General features: G+C 65.1%; 13 protein-coding genes and 1 pseudogene. 7 read left to right on the top strand and 7 right to left on the bottom strand.

The window, feature by feature from the left end:
• From AB6724_RS17095 to AB6724_RS17105, 3 genes and pseudogenes are all read right to left on the bottom strand, one after another.
• Positions 1–107: pseudogene (locus AB6724_RS17095) on the bottom strand (electron transfer flavoprotein subunit beta/FixA family protein); the annotation flags it as partial.
• 311 nt (positions 108–418) lie between these two features.
• The gene (locus AB6724_RS17100) at positions 419–1,198 is read right to left on the bottom strand and encodes an enoyl-CoA hydratase (RefSeq protein WP_439329884.1); all 780 of its coding nucleotides are present in this window, start codon (positions 1,196–1,198) and stop codon (positions 419–421) included.
• Positions 1,199–1,249: 51 nt separating this feature from the next.
• A complete protein-coding gene (locus AB6724_RS17105; protein ID WP_369339734.1) occupies positions 1,250–2,209 on the bottom strand; it encodes a histone deacetylase family protein in 960 nt (319 codons plus the stop codon).
• Positions 2,210–2,245: 36 nt separating this feature from the next.
• Here AB6724_RS17105 and AB6724_RS17110 point away from each other — a divergent pair, with 36 nt between their 5' ends.
• From AB6724_RS17110 to mltB, 4 genes are all read left to right on the top strand, one after another.
• Entirely contained in the window at positions 2,246–3,166 is a 921-nt protein-coding gene (locus AB6724_RS17110) for an AAA family ATPase (RefSeq protein WP_369339735.1), read from the top strand.
• 32 nt (positions 3,167–3,198) lie between these two features.
• Entirely contained in the window at positions 3,199–4,245 is a 1,047-nt protein-coding gene (locus tag AB6724_RS17115; protein ID WP_369339736.1) for a DUF58 domain-containing protein, read from the top strand.
• 88 nt (positions 4,246–4,333) lie between these two features.
• A complete protein-coding gene (locus tag AB6724_RS17120; protein ID WP_439329885.1) occupies positions 4,334–6,433 on the top strand; it encodes a transglutaminase TgpA family protein in 2,100 nt (699 codons plus the stop codon).
• Positions 6,430–7,557: a lytic murein transglycosylase B gene (gene mltB, locus AB6724_RS17125; protein WP_369339738.1), complete on the top strand. Its 1,128-nt coding sequence runs from the start codon at positions 6,430–6,432 to the stop codon at positions 7,555–7,557. The genes AB6724_RS17120 and mltB overlap by 4 nt, the downstream gene beginning before the upstream one ends.
• 130 nt (positions 7,558–7,687) lie before the next feature.
• On the opposite strand, the gene AB6724_RS17130 is transcribed toward mltB, so the two are convergent.
• Positions 7,688–8,980, bottom strand: coding sequence for a branched-chain amino acid ABC transporter substrate-binding protein (locus AB6724_RS17130; RefSeq protein WP_369339739.1), 1,293 nt, complete (start codon positions 8,978–8,980; stop codon positions 7,688–7,690).
• A gap of 91 nt (positions 8,981–9,071) precedes the next feature.
• Between AB6724_RS17130 and AB6724_RS17135 the strand changes: the two genes are divergently transcribed.
• Entirely contained in the window at positions 9,072–9,455 is a 384-nt protein-coding gene (locus tag AB6724_RS17135; protein WP_369339740.1) for an Hsp20/alpha crystallin family protein, read from the top strand.
• Positions 9,456–9,625: 170 nt separating this feature from the next.
• Here AB6724_RS17135 and metE read toward each other — a convergent pair whose 3' ends face one another.
• Positions 9,626–11,932: a 5-methyltetrahydropteroyltriglutamate--homocysteine S-methyltransferase gene (metE, locus tag AB6724_RS17140; protein ID WP_369339741.1), complete on the bottom strand. Its 2,307-nt coding sequence runs from the start codon at positions 11,930–11,932 to the stop codon at positions 9,626–9,628.
• A 101-nt stretch (positions 11,933–12,033) separates the two neighbouring features.
• Between metE and AB6724_RS17145 the strand changes: the two genes are divergently transcribed.
• On the top strand, positions 12,034–12,930 hold the full coding sequence (locus AB6724_RS17145) for a LysR family transcriptional regulator (RefSeq protein WP_369339742.1): 897 nt from the start codon (positions 12,034–12,036) through the stop codon (positions 12,928–12,930).
• A 132-nt stretch (positions 12,931–13,062) separates the two neighbouring features.
• The gene (gene wrbA / locus AB6724_RS17150) at positions 13,063–13,665 is read left to right on the top strand and encodes an NAD(P)H:quinone oxidoreductase (protein WP_369339743.1); all 603 of its coding nucleotides are present in this window, start codon (positions 13,063–13,065) and stop codon (positions 13,663–13,665) included.
• 167 nt (positions 13,666–13,832) lie between these two features.
• Here wrbA and AB6724_RS17155 read toward each other — a convergent pair whose 3' ends face one another.
• Both AB6724_RS17155 and AB6724_RS17160 read right to left on the bottom strand, forming a co-directional pair.
• Positions 13,833–14,816: a helix-turn-helix transcriptional regulator gene (locus tag AB6724_RS17155; RefSeq protein ID WP_369339744.1), complete on the bottom strand. Its 984-nt coding sequence runs from the start codon at positions 14,814–14,816 to the stop codon at positions 13,833–13,835.
• 115 nt (positions 14,817–14,931) lie between these two features.
• On the bottom strand, positions 14,932–15,702 hold the full coding sequence (locus tag AB6724_RS17160) for a protoglobin domain-containing protein (protein ID WP_369339745.1): 771 nt from the start codon (positions 15,700–15,702) through the stop codon (positions 14,932–14,934).
• Positions 15,703–15,709 lie beyond the last annotated feature (7 nt).

Consider the following 15,709-nt stretch of genomic DNA (forward strand, 5'->3'; position numbering starts at 1 on the left):
TTCATGCTCATCTTGACGTTGGCGATGTCCACACCCGTGCCGTCCGACTTCACGCGGACCTTGACGTTGTAGTCCACCACGCGCTTGACAGGGACCAATACCTTCATTGCTGCGGCTCCTTAATGATTACTGCATTGACGTTTACGTAAACTGGATTCATTTTATGCGGCGCTGCAACACACTCCACACAATTCCGGGCATTCTTTCCGGAGATGTGCGGGCTCGCATTGCATCGACTGCACACAACAAAAAGAACGACCGTTCTATTTTATGCATGACTTTGCCGAAACACGAGGTCATTCACGAGTCAGACTAGGGTAAAACCTAGGTTCGAAAGTGAGCGAACGCCGCGCCTGCTCCCAGCCAGCCCACACGCTAACACTGTGGCTGACGGCTCTCGTCGTTCAAATGGACGGGCTCAGGACGACCACTGCGGCTTGCGCTTCTGCGCAAAGGCCTGGGCACCTTCCTGCGCATCCACATCCATCATATTGGTGGCCATGGTCTGGCCCGCCAGCTGATAGGCCGACTCCAGCCCCATCTCGCGCTGGCGGTAAACCAGTTCCTTGCCCATGCGGATTGCCATGCGCGGTTTGCTCACAATCGCCGCCACCAAAGTCTCGACTGCCGCGTCCAGCTGTTCTGCGGGCACGGCACGGTTGAGCAGGCCGTGGTGCAGAGCCGTCGCCGCATCGATGAATTCGCCGGTCAGCAGCATCTCCATGGACTGCTTGATGGGCATGTTGCGCACCAGGGGCACGCTGGGGGTGGCACAGAACAGGCCGTACTGGATGCCGCTGGTCGCAAAGCGCGCCTCGCTGGCGGCCACGGCCAGATCGCACTGCGCCACCAGCTGACAGCCCGCCGCCGTCGCAATCCCTTGCACTCTGGCAATGACGGGCACGGGCAGCTTCTGTATCGACAGCATCACGCGGCTGCACTGGGCAAACAGCTGCTGGTAATAGGCGAGCTCGGAGTTGGCCGCCATGTCCTTGAGATTGTGGCCCGCGCAAAAAGCCTTGCCTTCGGCGGCCAGCACCACCACGCGCGCCTGCTCGTCCCGGGCCACAGCGTCCAGAGCGCTTTGCAGGGCCGCGAGCATTTCCGCGCTCAGCGCATTGAAGCGCTGCGGATCGTTGAGCGTCAAACGCACTACGCCGCGCTCGTCCCGGTCCAGTTTCACCAACGAATCATTCACCGCCGCCTCCATTCATGAGAGCAAAGTCCGGCCCGCATCCATCTCCTGGGACTAGATATCGGCCAACACCCTGATATGCGCCTCCACACTGCGCGCCAGCGGCTCCATCACATAGCCGCCTTCAAGGCAGGAAACAATGCGCCCCTTGGCAAAGCGCCGCGCGATGTCCTTCACCCGCGCCGTGATCCAGGCAAAGTCGTTTTCCGTCATGCCCAGCTGGCCCATATCGTCCTCGCGATGCGCATCGAAGCCGGCGCTGATGAAGATCAGCTCGGGCTTGAAGGCTTCCAGGCGCGGGATCCACATCATCTCCACGATCTCGCGGATATCCATGCCCTTGGTGTAAGCGGGCACGGGGACGTTCACCATGTTCGGCGCGGGATCCTTGTCGCCGCTGAACGGGTAGAACGGATGCTGGAATATGCCGCACATGAGCACGCGCTCGTCGCCCGCCAGAATGTCTTCCGTGCCGTTGCCGTGATGCACATCAAAGTCGATCACCGCCACGCGCTTGAGCTGATGGCGCTCCAGCGCATACTTGACGCCGATGGCCACATTGTTGAAAAAACAAAAGCCCATGGCCTGGTTGCGCGTCGCGTGGTGACCCGGCGGGCGCACCGCGCAGAACGCATTCTCCAACTCGCCGGCCAGCACGGCATCGGTCGCGGCCAGCGCCGCCCCCGCGGAGCGCAGCGCCGCCTTGAAGGTGTAGCGATTGATCGAGGTATCGGTATCCAGCTGTCGATGCTCGGGCCCGCCCGCAGCCAGTTCCTGCACCAGCCTGTCGGTCAGCCCCTGCAGGGCCGCGATATGCATGGGGTCGTGGGCCAGTTCGATATCGGCTAGCGAAGCCTCGGGCACCTCGCAGCGCTCCAGCGCATCGCCGACCCCCGTGATCAGCAACCGGTCCTCGATCGCGTCCAGCCGTGCCGGGCATTCCGGGTGACCCGGCCCCATCTCATGCAACCAGCAATCCCGGTGGGAGAAATATCCTGTCTTGCCCACTGTCATGTCTCCGCTATCGCCTATTTAGGATATGTTCGCTCCATGCATGCACAGAACACCATTGATGCGCTTTTAAGTCAGCTTAACACGGTAATGGAAGGCAAACCGGATCAGGTCAGGGATGGAGTCGCCTGCCTGCTGGCCGGGGGACATCTGCTGATCGAGGACGTGCCCGGCGTCGGCAAAACCACGCTGGCCCATGCTCTGGCCCACAGCTTCGGTCTGCAGTTCTCGCGCGTGCAGTTCACGGCCGATCTCATGCCCAGCGACCTCACGGGCGTCTCCATCTACGACCGCGGCCGCGAGGCCTTTGTGTTCCACCCGGGCCCGGTGTTCGCCCAGGTGCTGCTGGCCGACGAAATCAACCGCGCCAGTCCCAAGACGCAGAGCGCACTGCTGGAAGCCATGGAAGAGCGCCAGGTCACGGCCGAAGGCCGCACACACAGCCTGCCCGCGCCGTTTTTCGTGATCGCCACCCAGAATCCGCTGGAGCAGCTGGGCACGTTCCCCCTGCCCGAAAGCCAGCTGGACCGCTTTCTGATGCGCATCAGCCTGGGCTACCCTTCGCGCGATGCCGAGCGCCGGCTGCTGGCCGGCAACGGCCGCCGCGCCGCCGCCGATGCGCTGCAGCCCGTCATCACCCAGGAGCAGCTGCAGCAGTTGCAGGCCGCGGCCCTGGCCGTGCACACCAGCGATGCGCTGCTGAACTATGTGCAGGACCTGATAGAGGCCACGCGCAGCGGCCAGTGGTTTGCGCAGGGCCTGTCGCCGCGCGCCGGCATTGCGCTGCTGCGCGCCGCCAAGGCCATAGCGCTGATGGAAGGGCGCGACTATGTGGCGCCCGACGACGTCCAGGCCATACTGCCCCAGGTGATGGCCCATAGGCTGGTCCCTGTGGGCCATGCGGGCCGCGGCGCCGTGGAGCAGGTGCGCGCCATGATGCAGTCCGTGCCGCTGTCCTGAGAGCCGCCGCGGTGCAGCCTGAACCTCACAGCATGAAGCGCGCCTTGGGCAAGGGCCAGAAGCCGGAATCGTCGCCGGCCGGCGGCGGATTTTCCCTGGCCGCCAGCATCCGCCGCTGGGCACTGTCGCGCCTGACGCCCGGCGACCGACTCGCTCTGACCCAGGGCAATGTCTACATCCTGCCCTCGCGCGCGGGCTGGGCCATGCTGGCCACGCTGACCGTGCTGCTGATTGCGGCCATCAACTACCAGCTCAATCTGGGCTATCTGCTGACCTTTCTGCTGGCCGGCAGCGCCGCCGCCAGCATGGTCGTCGGCCATGGCAATCTGCGCGGCCTGCAGCTGCATCTGCAGCCGTCCGCAGCGCAGGGCTGCTTTGCCCATGCGCCCTGCCCCATGCATATAGTCCTGCACAACAGCCGCCGCTCGCGGCGCTGGGGCATAGGCCTGGCCCTGAGCGCGGCCCGCAAAAGCCGCAGCGATGCCGAGCTCTGGACCTGGGTGGACGTGCCCGAACTCGGCAGCACCATCGTGGAGCTGAGCTTTGTGCCCGCGCAGCGCGGCCTGCATGCGCTGCCCGCGGTCTCCATACTCACGCGCTACCCGCTGGGCGCTTTCCGGGTCTGGGCCATGTGGCGCCCGGCCAGCAAGGTCTGGGTCTACCCGGCGCCGGAGCCCCAGGCGCCGCCGCTGCCCGCGGCCAGCGCCGAAGCCGGCGGTCACAGCAGCGCCCAGGTGCGCAACGGCGAGGAATTCGACGGCGTGCGCGCCTATCGCAGCGGCGATCCGCTCAAGCTTGTGGTCTGGAAGAAAGCCGCGCAATCCTTCGCGGCCGGCGGACATCAGCTGGTGAGCCGCGACCGCCCCCTGGCCCACCACCACCGGCTGTGGCTGGATGCGCGCAGCACCGGCCTGGCCGACCACGAAGCGCGGCTGGCGCGCCTCACGGCCTGGGTGCTGATGGCCGAGCAGCAGGGCCGCACCTGGGGCCTGCGCCTGCCCGGCGGTCAGGAAATCGCGCCCGGCAACGGCCCTCAGCACACCACACGCTGCCTCGAGGCGCTGGCGGCCTGCCCATGAAGAGACACAGCTCCTACCTTCCCCGCTACGGATGGCCGCTGTCCCCGACATTGACAAGGGAAGTTAGCCATTCCGGAGGGGGCCGGCGATGACGATTTCCTCAATGCCTGCAAATTCTGGCAGCCCCTGGCTGCAGCGGCTGGCCGCCCTGCCGCGCGATGCGCGCGACACCCTGTTCCTGCTGACCGTCAGCGCCTGGATTCTGCTGCCGCAGATCCAGCATCTGCCCTGGTGGGCCAGCGCCTTTGCGGCCGGCCTGCTGCTGTGGCGGGCCCGCCTGGCCTGGAGCGGCGCGGCCCTGCCCGGCCGCTGGGCTCTGGCTGCAGCGCTGGCGGTCGCGATCGGAGCGACCTGGGCCACGCACAAGACCATAGTCGGGCGCGATGCGGGCGTGACCCTGGTCGTCATGCTGCTGGCCCTGAAAACGCTGGAGCTGCGTGCGCAGCGCGACGCCATGGTGGTCTTTTTCCTGGGCTTCTTCGTGCTGCTCAGCAATTTCTTCTACTCCCAGTCCCTGCCCACGGCGCTGGCCATGGTGCTGGGGCTGATGGGCCTGCTCACGGCCCTGGTCAATGCGCATATGACGGCCGGCAGGCCGCCGCTGCTGCAGGCGCTGCGCACGGCCGCCTGGCTGGCGCTCTGGGGCGCCCCTGTCATGGTCGCGCTGTTTCTGTTTTTCCCGCGCATGGCGCCGCTCTGGGGCGTGCCGGCGGACGACCTAGCCGGGCGCTCGGGCCTGTCCGAGAACATGCGCGTGGGCGAAGTCGCATCCCTGGCCCTGGACGACAGCGTGGCGCTGCGCATACGCTTCGACACCCCGGGCCAGGCCGCACCCGAGGCATCGGCGCTGTACTTCCGCGGCCCCGTGCTCAGCCGGTTTGATGGCCGCAGCTGGCAGGCGGACGACATGGCCGATGCCATGGCCTCGCCCCAGCTGCGCGTGAGCGGCGAGCCTGTGCGCTACCAGATGCTGATCGAGCCCAGCAAGCGCCGCTGGCTGACGCTGCTCGATGCAGTCAGGGACGAACCGCAGATCCCGCCCGGAGCCTCCGTGGGCCGCACGCGCATGGCCTCCCAGCTGCAGTGGCTGACCCAGCGCCCCATCACCGACGTGCTGCGCGTGGAGGCGCAAAGCTATACCCAGTTCAGCCACGGCCCGCTGCGTTCCACGCCGGAGCTTCAGCGCTATCTGCAGCTGCCGCCGGGCAGCAACCCGCGTACCCAGGAGCTGGGCCGGCAGCTCCTGGCCCAGGCCGGGACCGATGCAGCAGGCACCGCGGCGCTGATTGCCGCCGCAATGCAGCGCCTGCGCAGCGGCGGCTACACCTACACGCTGGAACCCGGCGTGGTGGACGACATCCACACCGCCGACGACTTCTGGTTTGAAAGCAAGCAGGGCTTTTGCGAGCACATCGCCTCGGCCTTTGCGGTGCTGATGCGCGGCATGGGCGTGCCCACGCGCATCGTGACCGGCTACCAGGGCGGGGAGCGCAACAGCGTGGACGGCTACTGGACGGTGCGCAACAGCGATGCCCATGCCTGGACCGAGGTCTGGATCGCCGATCGAGGCTGGACCCGCGTGGACCCCACGGGCGCCGTCTCGCCCGGTCGCGTGGGCCAGTTCCAGCGGCTGAGCGCGCCGCGCGGCGCGATTGCCGCAGCCATGGTCACCATGGTCGACGCGAGCACGCTGCAGCAGCTGCGCGCCGTCTGGGAGGCCGTCAACAATCGCTGGAACCAGTGGGTGATCAATTACACGCAAAGCCGCCAGCTCAATCTGCTGCAAGGCCTAGGCTTCGAATCGCCGAGCTGGACCGATCTGCTGCGCCTGCTGGCCGCCAGCCTGAGCGCACTGGCGCTGCTGTGGCTGGCCTGGAGCCGCGCCACGCGTCCGCGCCTTGACGGCTGGAGCCAGCTCATGCACGAGGCGCGCCAGCGCCTGCAGCGGGCCGGCATAGAAAGCGGCCCCAGCGTCCCGGCGCGCGGCCTGGCGCAGGCGGTGCAGCATCGCTGGGAAGGCGCGGCGGCCCCGCTGGCCAAAAACCTGTCCGGCTGGCTGCTGGACATGGAGCGGCTACGCTATGCGGCGCCATCCAGTTCCGCCGCACCCGAACTCAAGCCTTTGCGCGAGCGCTGGCGCGCCCTCAAGCGCCAGCACTGGCCCCAGAACAACAAAGCCCAACCATGAACCAGAATCCCAACACCCCGCCACGCCGAGCGCACCTGTCCCGCCTGATCGCCTCCGCCCTGGGCCTGGCCCTGCTGACCACGGCGACGCTGGCCGCCCCGGCCAAGAAAAGCCCGAAAAAGGCCGAACCCGTTGCCGTGGCCTATGCAGGCCGGGATGACGCCATGCAGCTGGCCGCCGACATTGCCGCGCGCCGCGACCTGCCCGCAGACTGGGTGCGCGCGCAGATAGCCGAGGCCCGCAACCTGCCCGTCGTCTCGCGCCTGGTCGCGCCCGCCGGCAAGACCTTTGTGAAGAACTGGACGGTGTACCGCAGCCGCTTCATCGACCCCGTGCGCATACGCGCGGGCGTCCAGTTCTGGCAAGCCAACCGTGCCGCGCTGGAGCGTGCCGAACAGCAGTTTGGCGTGCCCGCCGAAATCATCGCTGGCATCATCGGCGTGGAAACCATTTACGGCCGGAATATGGGCAACTTCCGCGTGATGGATGCCCTGGCCACGCTGGCGCTGGACTTCCCGCCGTCCCATCCGCGTGCCCAGGCGCGCAGCGACTATTTCCGCGGCGAGCTCGAACAGGTGCTGATCACCTCCTACCGCCTCGGCAGCGATCCGTTCGCGCTGCGCGGCAGCTATGCGGGCGCCATGGGCCTGGGCCAGTTCATGCCGACCAGCTGGGACAAATACGCGATCGACTTCGATGGCGACGGCCGCATCGACCTGTTCAACAGCGCCGCCGATGCGATTGGCTCGGTCGCCAACTATTTCGTGGGCCATGGCTGGAAGCCGGGCCTGCCCACGGTCTTCCCCGTGGACATGCGCGCCGAAGGCGAGAACCTGGCCGCGCTGCTGGCACCCGACATCAAGCCCAGCTTCAGCGTGGCGCAGATGGCGGAGCGCGGCGTGCGCGTGCTGGGCGCCGAAGGTTACGAGCACCCGCTGGCCTTGATCGAACTCAAGAACGGCAGCTCGGGACCCACGGAATACATCGCGGGCACAGAGAACTTCTATGTGGTGACCCGCTACAACTGGTCGGCGTTCTATGCGCTGTCGGTCATCGAGCTGGGACGCGAGGTGCACGAGGCCTATCTGGCAGGCCAGCAGGCCTTGAGTGCAAAAAGCCGGTGAACGCGGCGCGGGCGCTTGCCCGGCAGGCGCTGCCGGCTAGCAAATTGGCAGGGCCTGCGCCAAGCGGGTTGAGCCCAGGTCCCTGAGGACAAGGTCCGTCGCGGGCCGGATTTGCGCCGGCCGCGAGCGATCAATAGCGCTTCATGCGGCACATGCTGGGCATCTCGGCCTTGGCCGCTGCGATCTCGCGCACGACCTTGAAGCCATAGCCCGAGCCTTCCACATCGAAGTCCACGCCGGGGCTGCCCTGCTTGCCCATCATGCCCACCACCAGAGACTGCTGGAACTGGTGGTCGGCCGCGCGCATGGCGCCCGAGCGGCCCGCCAGCTGCACCTGCGCATGCTCCATGGCGCGGGCCACGGCCACCGTGTCGGTGGACTCCGCTTTTTCCAGGCTCTGTGCCAGCGCCTCGATCATGAGCTGCATGCGCATATGCACATAGTCGTCCTGGGATCTGGGAAAGCGCTGGCGAAACGACTGGTAGAAGGCGCGGCTTTCGGGGGTCGGCACATTGGGCAACCAGTCGGCCACGGCCAGCACCTTGCCCACCCCGGCCTCGCCCAGGGCCGCCGGCGCGCCCAGCGCATTGCCGTAGAAGGTGTAGAAGCGCCCTTCATAGCCGGCCTCGCGCGCCGCCTTGACCAGCAGCATCAGGTCGTTGCCCCAGTTGCCGGTGATCACGGCCTGGGCGCCGCTTTGCTGGATCTTGGCCGCATAGGGCGCGAAGTCCTTGACGCGGCCCACGGGATGCAGCTCGTCGCCCACGATGCGCACATCGGGGCGCTGCAGCGCCAGCTGGCGCCGGGCCTCGCGCAGCACGGCCTGGCCAAAGCTGTAGTCCTGGCCGATCAGATAGGCACTGTGCACGGCCTTGTCTTCCTTGATGACCTCCATCAACGCGGCCATGCGCATATCGGCATGGGCATCGAAGCGGAAATGCCAGAAGCTGCAGCGCTCGTTGGTCAGCGCCGGATCCACGGCCGAGTAGTTCAGATACAGCACACGCCGCGCCGGGTCGCGGCTGTTGTGCTTGTCTATGGCATCCAGCAGCGCCGCTGCCGTAGCCGAGGAATTGCCCTGCATGATGATGCGCGCCCCATCGTCGATGGCCGCGCGCAGCGCCGACAGCGCCTCTTCGTTCTGGCCCTTGCTGTCATAGCGCACGATCGCCAGCTCGCGCCGGCCTTCGGGCAGTTGCACGCCGCCGCGCGCATTCACACGCTCCGTGGCCCAGAGCAGATTGCGAAACACGGCTTCGCCGGTGTTCGCGAACGGACCCGAAAGACTCTCCACCAGCGCCAGCTTGATGGGCGGCTGCGCCTGCCTGGAGGCAGCTGTTGCGGCGGCATGGATCGCGATCAACGGCGCGCATAGTAGTGGCAACGGCAGGTATTTCAAGACATCACGGCGCAATTTATTCATCAAAAAAAACCTCTTGAAATGCGCTTGCAACCACCTACCTATGAGTCAAGCGGCAACAACGCAAGCCGCGCAGTGTATAGGAGTTAACACAATGATTTTTGCCCCTGTGATGAGCCGCAATGCCTTTGTTTCCCCCCGTGCAGCCGACCTGGCGCTGCAGCGTTTTCTGCAAGAAACCCTGGGCGCATCCAGCCCCGTGCAGCAACAGGTTCAGGTCAGCCGGGACGACAAGTCCACCACGCTGAGCCTCGATGTTCCGGGCCTGGCTCGCGAGCAGCTCAAGATCTCGCTGGAAGGCGCTGTTATCAAGCTCGAAAGCGTGGAAGGCGCTCCGCGCCAGCTCAAGCGGGCCTGGGAACTGGACCATGAAATCGACGCTGCAGCCAGCAAGGCCAAACTGGAAAACGGCGTGCTGACCCTGACCCTGGCCAAGCTGGAGCCCCAGTCCAAGGCCGTGGCGCTGAGCATCGAATAAGCTTGCGCGTTGACCCGCCTGCCGCCGTCCTTTCTTCCATTTCCTCTTAGCTCGGCAGGCTGGAAAACAGAAAGCCCGCAATGTCTTGCATTGCGGGCTTTTCTTTGCACTCTGCGGCGGGGCATGCGATGAGCGCGCTCATCTCAAGGCCTCGCCCTTCCGGCCCGGCCTCAGGCTGTCTCCAGCTCGCGCAGCTGCTTGGCCGCCTTGACCATGTTCTGCAAGGCCGGAATCACCTCGGCCCACTGACGGGTCTTGAGTCCGCAGTCGGGATTGACCCAGAGGCGCTTGGCAGGAATGCGCTCGGCCGCCTTGCGCATGAGCTGGACGATGTGCTCCTGCGTCGGAATGTTCGGCGAGTGGATGTCGTAGACGCCGGGCCCGATCTCGTTGGGATAGTTGAAGCTGTCAAAGGCATCGAGCAGCTCCATGTCCGAACGCGAGGTTTCGATGGTGATCACGTCGGCATCCATGTCGGCGATTGAGGCGATGATGTCGTTGAACTCCGAATAGCACATATGGGTGTGGATCTGCGTCTCGTCGGCCACGCCGTTGGCCGCGATGCGGAAGGACTCCACGGCCCAGTGCAGATAGCCTTGCCACTGCGATCTGCGCAGCGGCAGTCCTTCGCGCAGCGCGGCTTCGTCGATCTGGATCACGCGCACGCCGGCCCTCTCCAGGTCCAGCACCTCCTCGCGGATGGCCAGAGCCAGCTGCCTGCACGAGGCCGAGCGCGACTGGTCGTCGCGCACAAAAGACCAGTTAAGCATCGTGACCGGGCCGGTCAGCATGCCCTTCATGGGCTTGGGCGTCAGCGACTGGGCGTAGGTGATCCACTCCACCGTCATCGCCTTTGTCCCATTGTTCTGGCGGCTGATGTCGCCGAACAGGATCGGCGGCTTCACGCAGCGCGAACCATAGGACTGCACCCAGCCGAACTGGCTGAATGCATAGCCGTCGAGCTGCTCGCCAAAGTACTCGACCATATCGTTGCGCTCGGCCTCGCCGTGCACCAGCACGTCCAGATCCAGGGCCTCCTGCTCGCGCACGCTGCGCTCGATTTCGGCGCGCATCGCCAGCCGGTAGGCCTCGGCGTCCAGCCAGCCGGCCTTGAATTCGCGGCGTGCGCGGCGGATTTCGGCGGTCTGCGGAAACGAGCCTATGGTCGTCGTGGGGTAGGCGGGCAGCTGCAGCTGCGCGGCCTGCCTGGCGGCGCGCTCCGCATAGCCGCTGTGGCGCCGGCCGAGCTGGGCCGTGATCTGCGCCACGGCGGCCTGGACGGCGGGGTTGTGCACACGCGGCGAGGCGCGGCGCGCGGCCAGGGCTCTGGCGTTGTCGGCAAGCTCGCTGCCGACGGCCGCACGCCCTGAGCGCAGAGCCTGGCCCAGCACGCGCAGCTCGTCCAGCTTTTGCAGCGCGAACGCCAGCCAGGATTTGAACTCGGCATCGAGCTTCTGTTCGCTGCCCAGGTCCACGGGCACGTGCAGCAGCGAGCAGCTGGGCGCCAGCCACAGGCGATCGCCGAGGCGCTCGGCCAGCGGCTCCACCCAGTCGAGCACCGCGCCCAGATCGGTCTTCCAGATATTGCGGCCGTTGATCACGCCCAGCGACAGCACCTTGTGCGCCGGCAGCAGGCCCAGCAGCTGCTGCACATCGTCATGGCCGTTGATCGCATCGATGTGCAGGCCCGCCACGGGCAGATTCGCGGCGAGATACTTGTTCTCCGCCAGCTGGCCAAAATAGGTGGCCAGCAGAATCTTGAGCCTGGCGCTCTTCAGGTGGTGGTAGGCGGCGTTGAACGCATGCTGCCAGTCGGCGTCGAGCTCGGTCACCAGAATCGGCTCGTCGATCTGCACCCATTCCACGCCATGCGCGGCGAGCAGCTCGAGCAGCTCGGCATAGACGGGCAGCAGGCGCTGCAGCAGGTCCAGCTTGTTCGATTCGTCCTTGGCCTTGCCTATGGACAGATAGGTGACGGGGCCGACGATCACGGGCTTGGCCCGTATCCCCTGGGCCCTGGCTTCGGCCAGTTGCTCCAGCAGGCGCGAGGCATCGAGCTTGAACTGCGTGGCCGCCGTGAACTCGGGCACGATGTAGTGGTAGTTGGTGTCGAACCACTTGGTCATCTCGCCGGCCGCCACACCGCCGCAGCACTGCGCGTGTTCCGCCCCCTGAGCCGAGCGGCCGCGCGCCACGCGGAAATAATTGTCCAGCACATCGCCGTGGAAGTCCTGCACGCGCTCGGGCAGATTGCCCAGGGTGAAGCTCATGTCCAGAACCTGGTCGTAGAAGGCAAAGTCGCCCACGGGCAGCAGGTCCAGCCCCTGCTGATCGGCCCAGTGCTTCTCGCGCAACTGCGCGCCCAGAGCACGTAGGGCATCGCGCGAGATTTCGCCCTTCCAGTAGGACTCGAGCGCGAACTTGAGCTCACGCTTGGCACCAATGCGCGGAAAGCCGAGATTGTGGATGGTGGTCATGGAATTCTTCTCCCTGTCAAAGCGATGAAGACGAATGCTAGTGACCCAAACCCATGACGTAAAATGGTCAATTCTCACATATCCATGAATTCCATTCATATATGCTGGAGCGCATCCATCTCGCCATCATTCAGGAAGTCGAAAAGCAGGGTTCGTTGACGGCCGCGGCCGATGTGCTGTGCGTCACGCAGTCGGCGCTGAGCCACAGCATGAAGAAGCTGGAAAACCAGCTGGGCACCGGGATCTGGCTGCGCGAAGGCCGCAGCCTGCGCCTGACCCAGGCGGGCCAGTATCTGCTGGCCGTCGCCAACCGCGTGCTACCCCAGCTCGACCTGGCCGAGACCCGGCTCAAGCAGTTTGCGCAGGGCGAGCGCGGCGCGCTGCGCATAGGCATGGAATGCCACCCCTGCTACCAATGGCTGCTGAAGATCGTCTCCCCCTATCTGTCGGCCTGGCCCGATGTGGAGGTGGACGTAAAGCAGAAATTCCAGTTCGGCGGCATAGGCGCGCTGTTTGGCTATGAGATCGACCTGCTGGTCACGCCGGACCCGCTCTACAAGCCCGGCCTGGAATTCGTTCCGGTGTTCGACTACGAGCAGGTGCTGGTGGTCTCCGCCAGCCATGCTCTGGCTGGGGCCGAGTATGTGGAGCCCAGACATCTGAGCCAGGAGGTACTGATCACCTACCCCGTGGCCACGGACCGGCTCGATATCTACAACCAGTTTCTGCTGCCCGCAGGCATTGCGCCGCGCCGCCACAAGACCATAGAAACCACCGACATCATGCTGCAGATGGTGGCCAGCGGCCGCGGCGTAGCGGCGCTGCCGCGCTGGCTGGCACTGGAGTACGCGAGCAAGATGGCCGTGCTGCCCGTACGCCTGGGCAAGAAGGGCATCGCCAAGCAGATCCATCTGGGCGCGCGCGAAAGCGATTTCGAGATCGACTATCTGCAGGCCTTCATCACGCTGGCGCAGCAGCCCGTGGCCGGGCCCGCATAAGCGCCGACGCAATTTGGCGTTTTGGCCTACAGCCGCCCTGGCTTGCCCAAGTTGGCGTTTCCTGCGCGCCCACCTAAACTGCGCTGGCATATCCGGCTGCGGTGCAGCTTTCAACCTCTAGAGGAAACAAGCATGGCCAAGATTCTGGTTCTCTACTACTCCATGTACGGTCATATCGAAACCATGGCCCAGGCCGTGGCCGAGGGGGCACGCGGCGTCAGCGGCGCCCAGGTCACCGTCAAGCGCGTGCCCGAGACCATGCCCGCCGATGTCTTCAAGAACGCGGGAGGCAAGGCCGACCAGGCCGCCGAAGTGGCCTCTCCCCAGGAGCTTGCCGACTACGACGCCATCATCGTGGGCACGCCCACCCGCTTCGGCAATATGACGGGCCAGATGCGCAACTTCTGGGACCAGACCGGCGGCCTCTGGGTCAAGGGCGCGCTGATAGGCAAGGTCGCCAGCGTCTTCACTTCCACCGGCACCACGGGCGGCCAGGAAATGACGGTGGTCACCACCTGGGCCACGCTGGCCCACCATGGCATGCTCATCGTGCCCATAGGCTATGCCATGCCCCAGCAGATGGAGCTGTCCAGCGTACGGGGCGGCCACATGCCTTATGGCGCATCCACGATTGCCGGTGCCGACGGCTCGCGCCAGCCCGTGGCCGACGAACTGGCCATCGCCAAGAACCAGGGTGCGACCGTCGCCAAGCTGGCGGTCAAGCTGGCCGGATAAACAGCGCCGGCACAGCGTTTCCACGCGACGCGAGCAGATGGCGGAGGCAGTCGCCCTCCGCAATCTCATGAATACCCGTAGCCTCTCAATTCTGTGCGCGCAGACATACCCGCATCGCCAAGAGACTAAGGCCGGTCTTCTCGGCAAATGCCTGTATGTCGCGGCTTCTAGTGCTCTGCCTGCTTTGCCGTTCGGCGGGTTTCCGAAGGGGATTGCCCGAAGGCTCTGCGATAGTCCTGGGCAAACTGACCCAGATGGCCAAAACGCCAATGCCGGGCGATCTCCGCAATCGAGCGCTGCTCATTCGCGGAGCGGAGATCGGCATAGACCCCCTCCAAACGCACCTGTTTCAGATACGCCATCGGCGTCAGCCCCTTGAATCGGGAGAAGCCTGCCTGAAGAGTGCGCACGCTCACATGCGCCACGTTGGCGATCTCCTCCAGCGAGATCAGTAGATTTGCGTTGGCATGGATATAGTCCGTCGCTCGGCGTACATGCTTAGGCGCCAAACCCGCATGCCGGTGCGCCATATAGATTGAATAGTTGTGCGGTATTGTTTCAAGCATCAACTGCATCACCGCATCTTGCAGACTGCGCAGCACTTCCTGTGCGCAATGGAACTGGCTTGCATCGTGCGGTATGCACATACGTGCGGCCTTGATGATCTCGCGAGCCACCCCCACCCCTTGTGCCTGATACGGCACATTGCTCTCGAACTGGATCCGCTGGGCAACGGGCCGTTCGAGTAGCTGGGCAAGACGGGAATGCATGAGCACCGCATCGATCAGCACAATTTCATAGCGCCCTTGCCGCCAGCGCCAGCGGGAAACCCGTGCTGCTTCCACCATGATGCAGGCAGGCGCCGCATGCTCTCGCCATTTGCGCCCCATCTCCAGCTCCAGCCCGCCTTCGTCGAGAATAGCCAGAATATAGCCATCAAACTTCCCAGGAGAGCGGAACTTGACGCCCGTGGCCGTCGACAGCCTATGGGTCACCAAGCCTCCCATGTAGTCGGTTTGAAGATCCAGCTGCAGCTCCCCACTGGGGCCGGGGTGCACCGAGGCCCCCGGAAAGCTCTCTTGCAGAAGGTTGCGAGCCTCCACCAGATCGTCCGTGACGATCGTTTCCGTGCGAATGGGGGAGTGCGTCATAAGGTCGCCTCTGCTGCCATTACACACTCGATCCTGCCGCAAACCAAGACATTGTGCAGCGCTAGACCACCACGTTTTTTGCGCATGGAGGCGGGTCCCAATGCAGCCCTGCCATTCATGAACACTCTCCGCAGTCCGCGCGATATCTGCCGGGACCGGACACTGCCGCGCTTGCGACTGGGTCGCCGTCCAGGCTCTTGGCCTGATGCATGGCACGGCCGGCAGCGTTGATCGGCCGTTCGGGAAATTGCCTGTCTTCAGGGTCGAACTGAGCGCTCCCGATACTCAGCCTGAGCAAACCTGTCTGTTCCGCAACCATGTTCTCCAGCTTGTACGCATGTTCGAATACCTTGTCCCTGGAGGATTCGACCTCTGCGAGCAGGCCGCCGATATAGGTGTCGAGCACGAGCGCCATGTCGAAATAGAGCAGCTTGTCCAACGCCTGCCGCGTTGCCTCCCGGTCCGGATGCCCTCCGAGATGCGTTTCCAGTGCATCCATCAGCAGGCTCTTGAACCGGTGCATCTCGCAGAGGTAATGCGTGGGCGATACCCCGAGGCGCCCGTGGGCCAGGCCAATGCGCAAACGGCTGTTGGCATAGCTCTCGTCATAGACGCCAGAGAACAGCGTGCTCATATAGTCCATCACGGCCGGGCGAAGCCGCTTGCGCACACCTTCATCCCTGATCAGCAATGCGGTCTCGCTCGCCACGCTTGGGTGGCCGAGGAAAGCGGCAGCGAGATCGTGCCGCTGCGTCTGCATGAAAGGGCGGCATGCGACGAGCAGCGCGGCATCTCGTTCGGAAAACCCCAGCAGGGACTTTCTTCTGGAGATCTCGAGGTCGTGGATATACATCTGCTCCAGCAGATGTTTCCGAGCCGGATTCACGGATCAC

It is taken from the genome of Comamonas guangdongensis (assembly GCF_041079535.1).
Lineage (GTDB): Bacteria > Pseudomonadota > Gammaproteobacteria > Burkholderiales > Burkholderiaceae_C > Comamonas > Comamonas guangdongensis.

Coding starts and splice junctions, on each gene's coding strand:
- AB6724_RS17105 (WP_369339734.1), bottom strand. CDS start 2,209: ATGACAGTGGGCAAGACAGGATATTTCTCCCACCGGGATTGCTGGTTG.
- AB6724_RS17110 (WP_369339735.1), top strand. CDS start 2,246: ATGCATGCACAGAACACCATTGATGCGCTTTTAAGTCAGCTTAACACG.
- AB6724_RS17115 (WP_369339736.1), top strand. CDS start 3,199: ATGAAGCGCGCCTTGGGCAAGGGCCAGAAGCCGGAATCGTCGCCGGCC.
- AB6724_RS17120 (WP_439329885.1), top strand. CDS start 4,334: ATGACGATTTCCTCAATGCCTGCAAATTCTGGCAGCCCCTGGCTGCAG.
- mltB (WP_369339738.1), top strand. CDS start 6,430: ATGAACCAGAATCCCAACACCCCGCCACGCCGAGCGCACCTGTCCCGC.
- AB6724_RS17130 (WP_369339739.1), bottom strand. CDS start 8,980: ATGAATAAATTGCGCCGTGATGTCTTGAAATACCTGCCGTTGCCACTA.
- AB6724_RS17135 (WP_369339740.1), top strand. CDS start 9,072: ATGATTTTTGCCCCTGTGATGAGCCGCAATGCCTTTGTTTCCCCCCGT.
- metE (WP_369339741.1), bottom strand. CDS start 11,932: ATGACCACCATCCACAATCTCGGCTTTCCGCGCATTGGTGCCAAGCGT.
- AB6724_RS17145 (WP_369339742.1), top strand. CDS start 12,034: ATGCTGGAGCGCATCCATCTCGCCATCATTCAGGAAGTCGAAAAGCAG.
- wrbA (WP_369339743.1), top strand. CDS start 13,063: ATGGCCAAGATTCTGGTTCTCTACTACTCCATGTACGGTCATATCGAA.
- AB6724_RS17155 (WP_369339744.1), bottom strand. CDS start 14,816: ATGACGCACTCCCCCATTCGCACGGAAACGATCGTCACGGACGATCTG.